Source organism: Mycobacterium sp. E2238 (assembly GCF_001672665.1).
Taxonomy (GTDB): Bacteria; Actinomycetota; Actinomycetes; order Mycobacteriales; family Mycobacteriaceae; genus Mycobacterium.
In genome coordinates, this window is record NZ_LZKF01000070.1 from 1 (window position 1) to 14,627 (window position 14,627).

The 14,627-nt window shown below is 69.1% G+C and carries 13 protein-coding genes; 3 read left to right on the top strand and 10 right to left on the bottom strand.

What is annotated here, in order from left to right; all coding sequences use genetic code 11:
* Window positions 1-145: GNAT family N-acetyltransferase (locus A5711_RS05700; RefSeq protein WP_197520746.1), on the top strand; the 145-nt coding region annotated here is incomplete at its 5' end.
* Window positions 146-228: 83 nt separating this feature from the next.
* On the opposite strand, the gene A5711_RS05705 is transcribed toward A5711_RS05700, so the two are convergent.
* From A5711_RS05705 to A5711_RS05735, 7 genes are all read right to left on the bottom strand, one after another.
* A complete protein-coding gene (locus tag A5711_RS05705) occupies window positions 229-2,916 on the bottom strand; it encodes a fumarate reductase/succinate dehydrogenase flavoprotein subunit (RefSeq protein ID WP_156744796.1) in 2,688 nt (895 codons plus the stop codon).
* Window positions 2,913-3,650: an ABC transporter ATP-binding protein gene (locus tag A5711_RS05710; protein ID WP_067944670.1), complete on the bottom strand. Its 738-nt coding sequence runs from the start codon at window positions 3,648-3,650 to the stop codon at window positions 2,913-2,915. The genes A5711_RS05705 and A5711_RS05710 overlap by 4 nt, the downstream gene beginning before the upstream one ends.
* Window positions 3,647-4,504 (bottom strand): ABC transporter permease, encoded by an 858-nt coding sequence (locus tag A5711_RS05715; protein ID WP_197520747.1) that lies wholly within the window; start codon window positions 4,502-4,504, stop codon window positions 3,647-3,649. The genes A5711_RS05710 and A5711_RS05715 overlap by 4 nt, the downstream gene beginning before the upstream one ends.
* Window positions 4,501-5,889 (bottom strand): ABC transporter substrate-binding protein, encoded by a 1,389-nt coding sequence (locus A5711_RS05720; protein WP_067944671.1) that lies wholly within the window; start codon window positions 5,887-5,889, stop codon window positions 4,501-4,503. Before A5711_RS05720 ends, A5711_RS05715 begins: the two co-directional genes overlap by 4 nt.
* A 15-nt stretch (window positions 5,890-5,904) precedes the next feature.
* On the bottom strand, window positions 5,905-6,135 hold the full coding sequence (locus A5711_RS05725; protein WP_067265113.1) for a ferredoxin family protein: 231 nt from the start codon (window positions 6,133-6,135) through the stop codon (window positions 5,905-5,907).
* Window positions 6,132-6,866 (bottom strand): GntR family transcriptional regulator, encoded by a 735-nt coding sequence (locus tag A5711_RS05730; RefSeq protein WP_067944672.1) that lies wholly within the window; start codon window positions 6,864-6,866, stop codon window positions 6,132-6,134. The genes A5711_RS05725 and A5711_RS05730 overlap by 4 nt, the downstream gene beginning before the upstream one ends.
* Before the next feature lie 123 nt (window positions 6,867-6,989).
* Window positions 6,990-8,249, bottom strand: coding sequence for an MFS transporter (locus A5711_RS05735; protein ID WP_156673465.1), 1,260 nt, complete (start codon window positions 8,247-8,249; stop codon window positions 6,990-6,992).
* Window positions 8,250-8,536: 287 nt separating this feature from the next.
* Here A5711_RS05735 and A5711_RS05740 point away from each other — a divergent pair, with 287 nt between their 5' ends.
* Window positions 8,537-9,313 (top strand): hypothetical protein, encoded by a 777-nt coding sequence (locus A5711_RS05740; protein ID WP_067944673.1) that lies wholly within the window; start codon window positions 8,537-8,539, stop codon window positions 9,311-9,313.
* Between the two features lie 4 nt (window positions 9,314-9,317).
* The gene (locus A5711_RS05745) at window positions 9,318-9,986 is read left to right on the top strand and encodes a response regulator transcription factor (protein WP_067944674.1); all 669 of its coding nucleotides are present in this window, start codon (window positions 9,318-9,320) and stop codon (window positions 9,984-9,986) included.
* Here the strand turns inward: A5711_RS05745 and A5711_RS05750 are convergent.
* From A5711_RS05750 to A5711_RS05755, 3 genes are all read right to left on the bottom strand, one after another.
* Window positions 9,968-11,389 carry a HAMP domain-containing sensor histidine kinase gene (locus tag A5711_RS05750; RefSeq protein ID WP_067944675.1) on the bottom strand — a complete coding sequence of 474 codons (1,422 nt, stop codon included), beginning with the start codon at window positions 11,387-11,389 and terminating at the stop codon, window positions 9,968-9,970. The two genes, A5711_RS05745 and A5711_RS05750, sit on opposite strands and share 19 nt — an antisense overlap.
* A 117-nt stretch (window positions 11,390-11,506) precedes the next feature.
* Complete coding sequence (locus A5711_RS26755; protein WP_156673464.1) at window positions 11,507-11,644, bottom strand: hypothetical protein; 138 nt, start codon at window positions 11,642-11,644, stop codon at window positions 11,507-11,509.
* 75 nt (window positions 11,645-11,719) lie between these two features.
* Entirely contained in the window at window positions 11,720-14,566 is a 2,847-nt protein-coding gene (locus A5711_RS05755) for an aminotransferase class I/II-fold pyridoxal phosphate-dependent enzyme (RefSeq protein ID WP_067944676.1), read from the bottom strand.
* Window positions 14,567-14,627 lie beyond the last annotated feature (61 nt).

Consider the following 14,627-nt stretch of genomic DNA (forward strand, 5'->3'; position numbering starts at 1 on the left):
CTGCAATGTGGAGAACGAGCGTTCGGCGCGGCTGCTCGAGCGTGCCGGTTTCGTGTTGGAGGGGCGGCTGGCCCGCCACGCCGTCTACCCCAACCTGGGGCCTGAGCCGCAGGACAGCCTGCTCTACGCCAGGATTCTGCGCTGAGCAGACTGTGCGTCCAGGGCGGGGTCACCGGCGTGTCGCCGCCCCGAACGCACACTCAAAGCCGTGAGCGCAAACTCGATCGGCTACCCGGCTTCGTCCAGCGCCCGGCGCGCGTAGGCCCGCACGTCGGCGTCGCTGTCCTTGAGCGCGACCCCGAGCGCGTCCCGCGCGGCCGGTTCGCCCGCCCAGCGGGTCAGGCTCAGCACGGCCGCCTTGCGCACGTCCAGGTGAGCGTCGGCGAGCGCCTCGGCCAGCGCCGGGACCGCAACGTCGGCCGGCGCGCCCGCCAGGGCGCGCGCGGCGCCCTCCCGCACCTGCCAGGCCGGTGCGCGTAAGGCCGTCGCCACGGCGGGGAAATCGTCGGCGCCGCAGCCTATTTCGCCCAGTGCGGCCAGCGCGGCGGCGCGCACCAACGGGTCCGGGTCGGCGATCAGCGCGCTGACCGCCTCGCCACCGCCGCGCAGGGTCGCCAGGCCGGCGGCCGCCGCGATCCGGACCTCCCGGCTCTCGTCGCGGGTCGCGGCGACCACCCCGGCCACGTCGTCGACGGACACCAGCGCCCGCACGGCCTCGATGCGCACCCGATGGTCGGGATCGCTCAGCGCGCGGCGGTAGTCCTCGGCGTCGCCGACCCGCCGCGCGGCCAGCACGTAGAGGGCAGCCGCTCGCACCACCGTGTCGCCGGAGCTCAACCCCGGCCGGACCTCGCCCGGCTCGGGCAACACCTCGACCAGTTCGCGGATCCCGCCGGCGCCGGTGCGCCGCACCGCGGCATCCGCGTCGTCCAGCGCCGCGATCAGCGCGGGCGCGTACCCGTCGGGGATGTGCTCGGTGAGCGTGGCCACGGCCGTGCGGCGCACCGCCGGATCCCGGTCGGCCAGGTACGGCCGCAGCGCGCCGATCGTCGGCTCCTCGAGGGCGAGGACCTCCGCGATGCGCGGCGAGGGCGGCTCGAAACCCGCTGGGACGACGTCGATTCGGGACCGGTTGGTGGCCGGGGCCTGGCCACCGACCAACGGCGGCTGCTCCACCTCCTGCACGGTCTGGTCGGCGGGCGGCAGGCCGTCCAGCTCCGGCACCGGCACGAAATAGGGGGCCACCGGCCGCTTGAGGAACACCATCGCCCCGTCGCCGTCTTTGCGAAGGTTGAGGTGGTAGCCCCATGCGCTGTCGTCCCGGACCGGCAGGTCGGCGCGATCGTGGTAAAGGCCCCACCGCGATTCGGTGCGGGTGAGCGAGGAGCGCGCGGCCATCTCGGCGCAGTCCCGGATGAAGGACACCTCGACGGCGCGCATGAGCTCGTGCGGGTTCCTCGCCCCCATCTCGGCGATCTCCGCGCGCATGCGGTCGAAGGTGCGCACGGCGATGGACAGCTTTGCCGCCGTCTTCGGCGGCGCCACATAGTCGTTGACGAACCGCCGCAGCTTGTATTCGACCTGCGGTTGCGGTGGCCCGTCCGGATGCCGCAGCGGCCGGTAGATCAGCTCGTGGGCGGCGCGCAACTGGTCTTCCGGGAGTTGTTGCGGCGCGGCGATATCCGCGCTCGCGGAGGCGGCGTCGGTGCCGGCGAGATCGCCGAAGACGAACGCTCCGATCATGTAGTTGTGCGGTACACAGGCCAGGTCCCCGGCCGCGTACAGTCCGGGCACCGTGGTGCGGGCGTGTTCGTCGACCCACACCCCCGACGCCGAATGGCCGCTGCACAAGCCGATTTCGGAGATGTGCATCTCGATGTCGTGGGTGCGGTAGTCGTGCCCGCGGTTGGTGTGGAAGGTGCCGCGGGTCGGCCGTTCCGTGGTGTGCAGGATGTTCTCCAACGCGGTCAGCGTCTCGTCGGGCAGGTGGGAGACCTTGAGGTAGATGGGTCCGCGGGCCGAGTCGATCTCGCTTTTCACCTCGGACATCATCTGGCCCGACCAGTAGTCGGAGTCCACGAACCGCTCGCCGTGCGCGTTGACCTGGTAGCCCCCGAACGGGTTGGCCACGTAGGCGCACGCCGGGCCGTTGTAGTCCTTGATCAGCGGATTGACTTGAAAGCACTCGATTCCCGACAGTTCCGCGCCCGCGTGGTAGGCCATCGCATACCCGTCGCCGGCGTTCGTCGGGTTTTCGTACGTGCCGTAGAGGTAACCGGACGCCGGCAGGCCCAGCCGCCCGCACGCCCCGGTGGCCAGGATCACCGCCTTGGCGCCGACGGCGACGAATTCGCCGGTGCGGGTGTGCAAGGCGGCGGCGCCCACGGCGCGGCCGCCGGACGTCAGCACGCGCACCGGCATCAGCCGGTTCTCGATGCGGATCCGCTCCCGCATCGACCTTTGCCGCAGCACCCGGTACAGCGCCTTCTTGACGTCCTTGCCCTCCGGCATCGGGAGCACGTAGGAGCCCGACCGATGCACCCGGCGCACGGCGTACTCGCCGTGTTCGTCCTTCTCGAACTTCACCCCGTACCGTTCCAGCCGCTGCACCATCGCAAAACCGCGGCTGGCGGTCTGATAGATGGTGCGCTGGTTGACGATTCCGTCGTTTGCGCGGGTGATTTCGGCGACGTAGTCCTCGGGTTCGGCCTTGCCGGGTATGACGGCGTTGTTGACGCCGTCCATCCCCATCGCCAGCGCGCCGGAGTGCCGCACATGGGCCTTCTCCAGCAGCAGCACCTGCGCGCCGTGCTCGGCGGCCGACAGCGCCGCCATGGTGCCCGCGGTGCCACCGCCGATGACCAGCACGTCACAGTCGAGGCGCACGGGTGTGGCCGGGTCCGGGATATCCATCATGCCGCCACCAAATCACCAAGGCCCGCAATGACTTCCGCGCGCAGATCGGCCCTGGGCCGGTCGCTCCGGGGATCGGGCACGTCGATCGACGCGCGCAGCGGCTCGCCGGCGCGGCCCAGCACGACGATCCGGTCGCCCAGCGCCAGCGCCTCGTCGACGTCGTGGGTTACGAAGACGATCGTCGTGGGATGGGTGCGCCAGGTGTCGACCAGCAGCCGCTGCATGGCGGCCCGGGTCTGGGTGTCCAGGGCGCCGAAGGGCTCGTCCATCATCACCGCGCGCGGCGCGCCCGCCAGTCCGCGGGCCAGCTGGACCCGTTGGCGCATCCCGCCGGACAAGCTCTTGGGCAGGAAGTGACCGAAACCCGCGAGCCCGAGCTCGTCGATCCAGCGCTCGGCCTGCGCGCGCCGGGTGGCGCGGGGTTCACCGCGCAGCCGCAGTGCCAGCTCGATGTTGGACCGCACCGTCCGCCACGGCAGCAGCGCATTGTCCTGGAACACCATGCCGCGATCGCCGGAGGTCGCGGTGACCTCGACGCCGTCGGCCAGCACCCGGCCCTGGTCGGGCCGCAGCAGCCCGGCCAGGGCACGCAGCAGCGTCGACTTGCCGCAGCCCGACGGTCCGGTCAGCACCAGGATCTCCCCCGGTCGCACCGTCAGACTCAGCCCGTCGATCACGGGGGTTCCGGTGTAGGACAACCGAACCGCGTCCAGTTCCAAACCGATGGCTTTCATCGCTGCGCTTCCTGTGCGCGGGGCAACCAGCGGGTCACCCGCCGGCCCACGAGTTCGACGGCCGCCGACGTGGCGAACCCGAGCACGCCAATGGTGATGATGCCGACGAACACCTGGGGGTAGGCCAGCACCGTGTAGTCCTGCCAGGTGCGGTAGCCGACGCCGAGACGGCCCGAGATCATCTCGGCGGAGATGACACAGATCCAGGCCACCCCCATGCCGACCGACAGACCCCCGAACACGCCGGGCAGGATGCCCGGCAGCACCACCTGGGTGAGCACCTCCCACCGGCCGCCGCCCAGCGTGCGCACCGATTCCTCCCAAAGCGTGGGCAGCGCCCGCACCGCGTGCCGGGTGCTGACCATGATCGGGAAGTAGGCGGCGAGGAAGGTGATGAACACGATGCCCGCCTCGTCGGTGGGGAACAGCAGGATCGCCACCGGCACCATCGCGATCGCCGGGATGGGCCGGGCGAGCTCGGCCAGCGGACCGAACAGGTCGGCGAACAACCGCGAACGGCCCAGCAGCACACCGGTGGCGAGGCCGACCGCGGCGGCCAGGCCGAAGCCGGTGAGGATGCGGATCAGCGACTGCGCCAGGTCAAGCCAGTACTCGCCCGCCCCGAGCCGGCGCTGCAGCGCGTGCACGATCTGCGTGACCGTCGGCAACGTGTCGAACCGCAGCAACAGCCGCACCTTGCCGGCGGTGAGCAACTGCCACAATCCGATCGCGGCCGCGACCGACACCAGCCGAAGCAGCCGCGATGGCCACCGCGAGGACGATCGTCGCGGCCGTGCGGGCGTGGGTGCCGAGATCACGCCAAGGACTTGGTCCGCCACCACTTCTGCGGTCATACCGAACCTCCCAATGCCTGTTGGTAATTCATGACGGTGCCGCCGGGGTGCCCCGCCAGATAACGCTGCGCCCCGGTCTGGGTGCCGAACGGCAGGTAGTTCGGACCGTCCTTGACCCAGACCGCCTTGTCCGCGAACCACCGGGTGCCCAGTTCGGCGTCGGGAACGTAGGCCGCCCGGACCTTGCCCCCGCGGGCGGTGGCGTCGGCGACCGCGCGCAGCAAGCCGGTGGGGTTGGCGACCGTTTGCGTCGTGTCGGCCCCGTCCAGCCATAGCTCGCTGGCCACCGCCGGGTCGCCGGACAGGACGGACGGGTTGGCGGTTCGGGTCCGGGCCGCGGCGTAGTCCAGCCCGCGGGCGGCGAACACCGCGCGCAGCGGATCGTCCACCGCGAACTTGGTGACGTCGAGGTCGGCGAAGTCGCCGATCGACTTCAGATAGGGCACATCGCTTTTCAAGGCCTCGACGAGCGCAGGCTTGAGCGTGGGGTCGAACGACGTCCCGCCGGGGCCGTTGTAGAGGTACACCACCTCCTGCGGCAACCCGCTGGCCTGCGCGACGATGCGCGCGGCCTCCAGCGGCTTGCCGTTGAGGAAATCGGTGGCATCCAATTGCGCCTGCAGGAACGCCGCCAGCACCTCCGGGTGCGCCGACGCGTACGAGCGCCGCACCACCACACCGTGCAGGGTGGGCAGGTTCAGCTCGGCCCCGTCGTAGAGCAGCCGCGCCTTGCCCTGGTAGACCAGCAGCCCGGGCCACGCGACGAACTGCGAAAGCCCCTTCACCTGACCGGATTCCAGCGCGGATGCGCCGACCTGCGGCTGCTGGTTGAGCACTTCGACGCCGGTGATGCCGGCCCTGCCCAGCGCGCGGACCAACGTCCCGTGGCCCGCGGATCCCACGCTAGCCGAGACCTTGCTGCCAGCCAGGTCCGCCAGGCCCGTCGCGGGCGAATCAGGCTGCACCACAACCATGTTCAGTGCGCCCTTGGGGTTGTAGCCGGTGACCGACACCATCTCGGTGCGGGCCAGGGGGTTGGCCTGCGTCTTGGAGCCGTTGATCAGCATCGGATAATCGCCCATCGAGCCGATGTCGATCTTCTCGGCGAGCATCTGGGCGGTGATCGGGGCGCCGGTGTCGTAATCCTGCCAGCGGACCGCGTATCTGGTCCCCGTTCGGGTGGTGATGTCGTTCAGCCGGTGCTCGAGGTAACCCTGCGCGCGTAGCAGCGTGCCGGCGGTGACGGTGTTGATGGTCTTGGATTGGTATCCCACCACGACGTCGACCACACCGGAGGATTGCGAGAAGGATTCCAGCGAGCATCCGGTGGCGGACACGGCGATCGTGAGCGCCACCGAAAGCAGCCGGACGGCTTGCTTTTTCATGGGGATTCTTCGGGTTCAGCGGAGCAGATAGGGCATGTTGACCGTGACGGCGCCGGTCGGACAGCGAGCCGCGCAGGGTCCGCAGTACCAGCACTCGTCGACATGCATGTACGCCTTGCCGGTGTCGGGGTTGATGGCCAGCGCGTCCAGCGGGCAGACCTCGACGCACAGGGTGCAGCCATCGATACACAACGACTCGTCGATCGTCACCGGCACGTCGGCCCGGGTGTTGTGGATCAACGTCATGTGTCGCTCCTTATCAGGCTGCCTCGCATGGTGATTCGATCGCCACGCATCCGGATGTACTCCAAATCGACGGGGGTTCCGTCGGCGAGACTGGTGACCCGCTCCAACATGAGCAGCGCCGCGCCGTCGGGCACCTGCAGGGTGGCCGCGGAGTGCGCGTCGGCCGGGATGGCCTCCAGCGCCAGGGCCGCAGAACCAAGCCGCTGACCGCTGACCTCTTCGATGAGCGCGAACAAGTCGTTGGTCTCGAGCGGATGGCCCAGCACCCGGGCCCCGATATCCGGTGTCAGATAGGTCAGGTCCAGGCTGAGCGGCAGGTCGCCGAGGTAGCGCAATCGCTCGATGAACACCGCCTGCTCGCCCGGTTGCAGCCGCAACCGGCGGGCCACCGACGGCGGCGCGGTGACGGGCATCGCGGCGCGAACCTCGTTGCGCACCTCGCCGAGGTTCTTGAACGTTTCCTTCAGGCCGAGCAGCGTGTCCAGGCCGTGCTCGTATTTGCGCTGGGCGACGTGCGTGCCGACCTTGGGTCCGCGGTCGATCAGCCCCTCGTGCTTGAGCACGGCAAGCGCCTCGCGGATGGTGTTGCGCGACACCAGGAATTCGGTCGCTAGCTGTTGCTCGGCCGGCAAGCCGTCGGGGTAGGCGTCGGCGTGGATCTGCTGGCGCAACACGTCGGCCACCCGGCGGGCGCGATCGGCCCGGGGTCCGCTGCTGATCGGTTGTGCCACGCGGCCACGCTAACCCAGCTCACGGGCGTTTTTTGGGCGCGCGATGCGGGTGCGCGACGCCCCCTCGGCGCATTGCGCCGGGCGTCGTTCGACGGCGACCAGCAGAAATGGCGGCCCGCGGGGTCATTGCGCCACCCCGGCGACGACCTCCTCTTTCCAATCCCCGTGAGCGGAACCGCCTCCGGCGTCCGGGCCGGCCGGCCGGGTGGGCACCAGGGGGACGGCCGCCAAGGGGAACAGCGCGCAAAGCGCCCAGGCGGGCGGGTATTCGGCTGCGGCGATCAGCGCGCCGAAAAGTGGCGGCCCCGCGGCGGCCACCAGCCGCTGAGTGGTGTTCTGCACCCCCAGCGCGCGCCCGCTCCAGAATGGGCCGGCGAACTCGGTGATGGCGGTGGCCTCGAGCCCATTGTCGAGCATCGCGATCACCGCGATGGCGACCATGAGCAACACGTCGTAGCCCGAGCCGGCGCCGTCGGTGAGGGCGAGCAGGAACAGCGCCAGCGCGGCGGCGATGGCGATGCTGCGGACCGGCCGCATCCGCGAGCCGGCGCGATCCGACCACCGCCCGACCGCGATTCGCCCCACCGCGCCCAACAGCTGACACATGGTGACCAGACCGCCTGCCGCCGCGACCGACCAGCCATGGCGATTCATCAGCCACACGAGCATGAACGTCACGGTCACCGTTTGCGGCATCATCAGCAGGGCGCCCACCGCATGAATCCGCCACAGCACGAACGACCCGCGATACGGGCTCGCCAATTCCGTGTGGGTGGCTGCCCGGCGGGATTTCCGCGGCGGGTCGACGATACCCAGCGCACTGGCCGCTGCCGCCAGCGTGCACATCAGCGCGAGGAACATCAGCCCCGAACGGGGGCCGCGCTCAGCCAGCTCCGGGATCACCAACGCGCCCAACGCGATCCCCAACGGCTGCGCAGTCTGGCGGATTCCCATCGCCAGGCCCCGTTGGTGCGACGGGAACCACGCGGACACCAGCCGCCCACCGGCGGTGTTACAGCTGGCCGCGGCCATCCCGCCGAGAAAGAGGAAGACCCCGATGGCCACCATCGAATGGGCCGACGCCGCGGCGTAGGCCGCGGCCGCCGTGAGCGCCGAGCCCGCCGTCAGCACCAGCCGCTCGCCGACGCGGTCCAGCACCCAGCCCCAGAGCACTAGCGTCATCACCATCCCCCAGCTCGGCATCGACGACACCAGGCCGGCTTCGGTCAACGGGATGCCGCGGCGCGCCTGCAGCGACGGGATCAGGAACGCAACGCCATTGATGAACAGGAACGACGTTGCCGTCACGCCCAAGGAGACGACCATGACCGACCAGCGCGCACCCGCGCCCAGTTGACTCGCGCTACCGGCCCCGGAAAGCATGTAGACCATCGTGACACGACGTTCATCCGGCGCTTGACGCCGAGAGCGCTGTAACTTATTGCCCGCTAAGGCAATTGACATCCAGGACTCAGCTTTCACGCGCTGGCCGCCGTGGCCTCAACTGCGAACTGCTTTGTGCACCCTGATGTTTGGCATCTCGACGGGACGGCCATCCGAGACGGCGATTCATAGTGTGGACACAGCGGTTTCTTATCCGCGCGCTCAGCGATTTCTCAGCGCGACTACCCTAGGAATGCATCAACGACGACAGCGGAAGATGACTGTGGATGAGTGACGTTTCGCGGCAAGCGTTGACCAAAGTGCCTGCGGTCACCCTGGGCTTCTGGATCATCAAGATCTTGGCGACCACGTTGGGCGAGACGGGCGGCGACACCGTCACGATGACGCTGAACTGGGGCTACGCGGCCGGGGTCGCCCTCTTCGGGGTCGCGCTGGTGGTGCTGGTCGCCGCTCAGATCTTCGCCAAGCGCTTCCATGCGAGCCTGTACTGGGCGACGATCGTGGCCTCGACGACATTCGGCACGACGCTGGCCGACTTCGCCGACCGATCGCTCGGCATCGGCTACACCGGCGGGTCGCTCTTGCTCCTGGGTTGCCTGCTGGCCACCTTGGGCCTGTGGCGTTGGTCGGAGGGCACCGTGTCGGTCACCACCGTCTCGACGCCGAAAGTCGAGGCCTTCTATTGGGCAACCATCACGTTCTCGCAGACCCTGGGCACCGCGCTGGGCGACTGGCTCGCCGACACGCGCGGGTTCGGTTACGAGCGCGGGGCGTTGGTGTTCGCCGCCGGCCTTGCCGTGGTCATCGGGCTCTACTATTGGACCGCCTTATCCCGTGTCGCCTTGTTCTGGGTCGCGTTCATCCTGACCCGTCCACTGGGCGCGACGATCGGCGACTTCATCGACAAGCCGGTCGCCGACGGCGGCCTCAACCTGAGCCGCCCGCTGGCCTCGGCCGTGCTCGCGGCGATCATCGTGGCGTTGATCGTCGTCCTGCCGCAGCGTCCGGGACACCACCCGGGCGCGGCCCACGAAGAGGCGTAATCGCATGAGAGTCCTTCTCGTCGAGGACGAAGCGCGGCTGTCGGCCACCCTCGCTCGGGGGCTGAAGGCGGAGGGATTCGTCGTCGTGGCCGTGGGCACCGGCGTCGACGGCCTACGGGAGGCGGTCGACACCGGCTTCGACGTGGTGATCCTCGACATCATGCTGCCCGGCCACAGCGGATACGAGGTGCTGCGCCGAATGCGGGCGCAGAACGTCTGGACGCCGGTCCTGATGCTCACCGCCAAGGACGGCGAGTACGACGAAACCGACGCCTTCGACCTCGGAGCCGACGACTACCTGACCAAACCGTTCTCGTTTCGGGTGCTGGTGGCGCGGCTGCGCGCGCTGATGCGCCGCGGTGTGCCGGAGCGGCCCGCGGTGCTGACCGCGGGGTCGCTGCGCCTGGACCCCGCGCGGCACACCGTGCACCGTGACTCAACCCCGATCGCGTTGACCCCCAGGGAATTCGGGGTGCTCGAATTCCTCATGCGCAACAAGGACATGGTCGTGACCAAGGCCGAGATACTGCACAACGTGTGGGATGCGCACTACCGCGGTCCCGACAACGTGGTCGAGGTTTACGTAGGGTATCTGCGCCGCAAGATCGATATTCCCTTCGGCACCAACACAATCGAAACGATTCGGGGCGTCGGCTACCGGCTGCTGTGCTGAGGGTCGCCCAGCGGCAGGGACACCACCATCCGGGTTCCGCCGCCCGGCCGGTCCTCGATGGTGACCGAGCCGCCGTGAGCGCCGACCACCTCGGCGACGATCGCGAGCCCCAGACCCGCTCCCCCGCCGCTGCGGGCACGGTCGGTATCCAGGCGCACGAAGCGCTCGAACACCCGGGCCCGGTCACCCGGGCCGATCCCCGGGCCGTCATCGCTGACGGTAACGATCGCCGTCCCGTCAACGCTGCCGACTTCCACGGCGACACGCGAAGTGGCATGGCGGACAGCGTTTTCCACCAGGTTGCGGATCATCCGCGAGATGGCCATCGGGTCGCCGATGCACCGCACCGGGCCGATGTCGGTGTCGATCGCGCAGCTTGCCTCGCGTCGCGCGCGGGCGACCTCGACGTCGGCGATCTCATCGAGGGCGAGTACTTCCGTGCGCCGCACCAGGCTCTGCTCGTCGGCGCGGGCCAGCAGCAGCAGGTCTTCAATCAGCGCGTGCATGCGTTGTGCTTCGGGAAGCAGGGTGTTGACCGCCAACTCGGCGTCGAGCAGATCTGGGTGGGCCTCGGCGACTTCCAGTCCGGAGATGATGGTGGCCAGTGGACTACGGAGTTCGTGCGACGCGTCGCCGATGAAACGCTGTTGCGCGCGGTGGCCCGCCTCGATACGGGACAGCATCCGGTTCATGGTCACCGCCAGGGCCGCGATCTCGTCGCGGCCGTTGGGCACCGGTACCCGCTCGGCGAGATCGGAGGTCGAGATCTCGGCCACGTGCGCGCGGATCGCGTCCACCGATCGCAGCGACCGGCGAACCAGCAGGAACGTCGCGACCGCCGCCCCCGCGATGACGACGGGCGCGCCGGCCGCCAGCAGCAGGGCGACGGTCCGCGCGGTCTCCTCGACCGCCTGGCTTCCCCCTCCCACGATCACCGCGTAATCCCCGGCCGCGGTGGCGACCCGCTGACCGCTGACGCGCATGTCGTCACCCGCCACCGCGTCGTCCGACAGGCCCCGACGCAGAGCGGCGCCGAAGGTGGTGACGGGCACCAGCGATGTGCGCGGCGCGGAGCGCGACCGCTTCACCACCGTGCCGTCCGCGGCAACCACCTGGACGGCGACCACCCGTTGGTCGGTGCTGAAGAGGGCGTTGTCGAGGCCGGCCGGCGGCTCGGTCTGCAGCGCCTTCGCCAGGTCGCGAACCCTTTCGGCGGCGGCATAATCGACGCCCACCAGTAGCGACCGATACAGGAACGCGTCCAGCGCTGCGCCGGCCAGAAGGAGCGCACAGAGCACCACCATCGCCGACACGGCGGCCGAGCGGGCGGCGATGCCCCAGTGCGGGAGACGACGCAACTGCACACTCCCGATTCTGCAGGGCCGCACACCGCCGGGAAACACCGAGCTCAGCGCGCTTCTCAGCGGCTTCTCAGCGATCGGCTCCTAGGCTGACACCGTCATGAGAGGTACCGCACGCCCGGCGCGTCACAAGAACCGCGCGACGACACGAATGCTGGTCTACGCCGCCATCGCCGTCGGCTCGGGGCTGGTGGCAGCGGCGCCCGCGGGCGCCGGCTCGAGCCCGTTCAGCACCCTCAGCTGCAGCTGTCCGGAGACTGCGCCGGGCGGCAGCCCGGTCCGGAGCGACGAGATCACCCGAGGGATCCGGGCAGGCGAACTCGGCTGGCCGCCACCTGCACCACAAACGCCTGCCCCGCCGCGTCCCTAGCCTCAGGCGCCTTCGCTGACGGCTCGCGCGGCGCGGTCGCCGTTGCCGTTCATGCCCGAGGCATCCGACGGCAACTCGAACGAGGGATACGCGGTACCGACGGCCGCCAGCGCCGCGTTCCGCTGGGCCTCCATCCGCGCCAGCGCCGCCTCGGTGAACACCGACAGCCCCAGGTCGGGGTTGTAGCCGTGGATCTCCTTCACGTCGAGCTGGGCCAGGAAGTAGATGATCTCCTTGGACACCACTTGACCGGGGACCAACACCGGGAAGCCCGGCGGGTAGGGCACCACGAACGTGGTGGACACCAGCGTCTTGCCCTCCGCCAACCGCCGGCCCGCCATGCCGATCAGCACGTGCTCGCGATCGGACTCCTCGTAGCCGGCGTAGAAGGCCGACCGCATGTCGCCGAAGATGCACGCGTCCACCGGCCGGAAGGCCACGTCGAACTCGCTGAAGTCGGGCAGGTGCGGCAGGTCCTGCGTAATCTCCTCGACGTGGCGCTCCTGTAACGCCCGGTCGGCGACGCTGGCGGCGTTCTCGGCGCGGTCGAAATCGATTGCCACCCTGCGCAATACGTCAAGCAGATAATGCACGCTCGACCACGTCACACCGATGGTGAAGATCAACAGCACGCTGTTGATCGACGTCTTGTTGATCTGGATGCCGAATCGGTCCATCAGGATCTTCTCGCGGAAGTCATATCCGTTCATCCCCGTCTTGCCGACGAACAAGGTCACCCGCGTCGCATCCAGCACGAACTGGTCGGACCGCCACGCCTCGTTCCACTCGGCCAGCGCCCCCTGCCGGACCTCGCGGTAGGAACTCACCGAGGATGCCCGGAACTCCTCGGGCACCAGATCGGACTCGTCGAGGATGCGGAACCACTTGCTGATCAACCGGTCTCGGCGCACCCGGTGGCGAAACACCAACGCCATGTCGTAGGTCTGCCGGACCAGCTGGAAGCCCTCGATGTCGACCTGCCGGCGCGCCAGGTCCAGCGAGGCCAGGAGTTGCTGGTTCGGTGAGGTGGAGGTGTGCGTCAGGAACGCCTCACCGAAGGCGTCGCGGGCCAGCGCGTTGAAATCCTGGTCGCGGACGTGGATCATCGACGCCTGCCGCAGCGCCGACAGCGACTTGTGCGTCGAATGTGTGGCGTACACGCGGACCCGCGCGCGGGCGGGGTCGGGCAACAGCGGGCGGTCGACCCACTCCGACCGATCGACACCTTCCATCGATGCCGCCCAATCCCGGTATTCGGCAGCGTATTCCGGCGATGCCAGCATCTGCTCGACGCGCTCGGCCGACACCATCGCCGTCCGCTGCCGGGCCCAGGGCACGGCCGTGGCGAACGCGTACCACGCCTCGTCCCACAGGAAGCAGATGTCCGGCTTGATGGCCAGCACCTCCAGCATGACCTGCAGCGGGTTGTAGACCACGCCGTCGAAGGTGCAGTTGGTCAGCAGCAGCATGCGCACCCGGTCCAGCTGACCGGCCGCCTCCAGATCCAGCAGCGTCTGCTTGATCGTGCGCAGCGACACCGCCCCGTAAATCGCGAACTGCGGCAACGGATAAGCGTCCAGGTACAGCGGGTACGCGCCGGCCAGCACCAGCCCGTAGTGATGCGACTTATGGCAGTTGCGGTCGATCAGCACGATGTCGCCCGGCCGGGTCAGGGACTGGACGACGATCTTGTTGGCGGTGGACGTCCCGTTGGTGACGAAATACGTGTGGTCGGAATTCCACGTGTGCGCGGCCTTGTCCATCGCCTTCTTGATGTTGCCGTGCGGGTCGAGCAGCGAGTCCAGGCCACCGGAGGTGGTCGAGGTCTCGGCCATGAAGATGTTGCGGCCGTAGAACTCGCCCATGTCCTGCAACGACTTCGAGTTGAAGATGCTGGCGCCGCGCGCGACCGGCAGCGCGTGGAATTGGCCGACCGGTGCCGCCGCGTACGCCCGCAGCGCATCGAAAAACGGTGTGGCGTAACGGTTTCGAAGCCCGGCGAGAACGGTGCTGTGCAGGTCGGTGACGTCGTTGAGCCGGTAGAACGTCCGGTCGTACACGTCGGGCTCGGTGTCATCGCCCGCCGCGATGGACTCGTCGGTGAGCAGATACAGGTCGATGTGGGGCCGCAACTCGCGGATCCACTCGCCGCACTCCACCCAGTCGTTGGCGCGGTCGGGAATGACGTCACCCGCGTCCTCGTTGGGCCCCAGCAGGGTGTTCATCAGCGGCAGCCGGTCCCGGGACCGCAGCGGCAGGTCGTCGCGGATGATCGCGGCCTGGATCTCGCCGTTGAGGGCGACCGCGGTAATGGCGTCTTCGACGCTGGGCACCACCAGGATCTCGAACTGCACATCGTCGGACGGGTTTCGCAGGTCCCGCAGGCATTCGGCCAGGCAGTCCGGGGCTGTCGCGGGCGCGTCGTCGGCGAGCAGGACGGTGTAGAACTGCTGCTGTTTGGCCTGGGCCACCAGCTCCTGGTCGGCAAGCGGCGCCGAGGTGTCGAAAAGCCCTGCGCGGTCGCCGTATTCGCTCAGCAGCCGGACCGCCATGGAAACCTCTTCGGTGAGCCGCACCGTGGACAGGCTCTCGAGGTGCGCGCGGAAGGTCGCCAGGTTGGCCGCGCCGGGGTACAGCCAGTACCGCTCGTAGGCGGCGATGCGGTCCATCAGGCGTTTCACCCGGGCCACGTCGTGGGTCTTGTCGAGCCCGGCCAGGTCGACCTCGGCGAGGTGGCGGCACGCGTCGTCGAGCAGATTCCACGTGTCGACGCGGGCGTAGGACGGGTTGGCCACCGCCGCCAGCGCGGAGACGCGGAGTCGTCGCGGCTGGGTGGTGTATCGAGTCATGACCTCACCTGTTCTTCTGAGCGACTTGTATTCTCACCCCGCCGCGCTGCCCACGTGATCG

Excerpts from the sequence above, each read along its gene's own strand:
- A5711_RS05720 (WP_067944671.1), bottom strand. The coding sequence starts at position 5,889 with ATGAAAAAGCAAGCCGTCCGGCTGCTTTCGGTGGCGCTCACGATCGCC.
- A5711_RS05725 (WP_067265113.1), bottom strand. The coding sequence starts at position 6,135 with ATGACGTTGATCCACAACACCCGGGCCGACGTGCCGGTGACGATCGAC.
- A5711_RS05715 (WP_197520747.1), bottom strand. The coding sequence starts at position 4,504 with ATGACCGCAGAAGTGGTGGCGGACCAAGTCCTTGGCGTGATCTCGGCA.
- A5711_RS05745 (WP_067944674.1), top strand. The coding sequence starts at position 9,318 with ATGAGAGTCCTTCTCGTCGAGGACGAAGCGCGGCTGTCGGCCACCCTC.
- A5711_RS05740 (WP_067944673.1), top strand. The coding sequence starts at position 8,537 with ATGAGTGACGTTTCGCGGCAAGCGTTGACCAAAGTGCCTGCGGTCACC.
- A5711_RS05710 (WP_067944670.1), bottom strand. The coding sequence starts at position 3,650 with ATGAAAGCCATCGGTTTGGAACTGGACGCGGTTCGGTTGTCCTACACC.
- A5711_RS05755 (WP_067944676.1), bottom strand. The coding sequence starts at position 14,566 with ATGACTCGATACACCACCCAGCCGCGACGACTCCGCGTCTCCGCGCTG.
- A5711_RS05735 (WP_156673465.1), bottom strand. The coding sequence starts at position 8,249 with ATGCTTTCCGGGGCCGGTAGCGCGAGTCAACTGGGCGCGGGTGCGCGC.
- A5711_RS05705 (WP_156744796.1), bottom strand. The coding sequence starts at position 2,916 with ATGATGGATATCCCGGACCCGGCCACACCCGTGCGCCTCGACTGTGAC.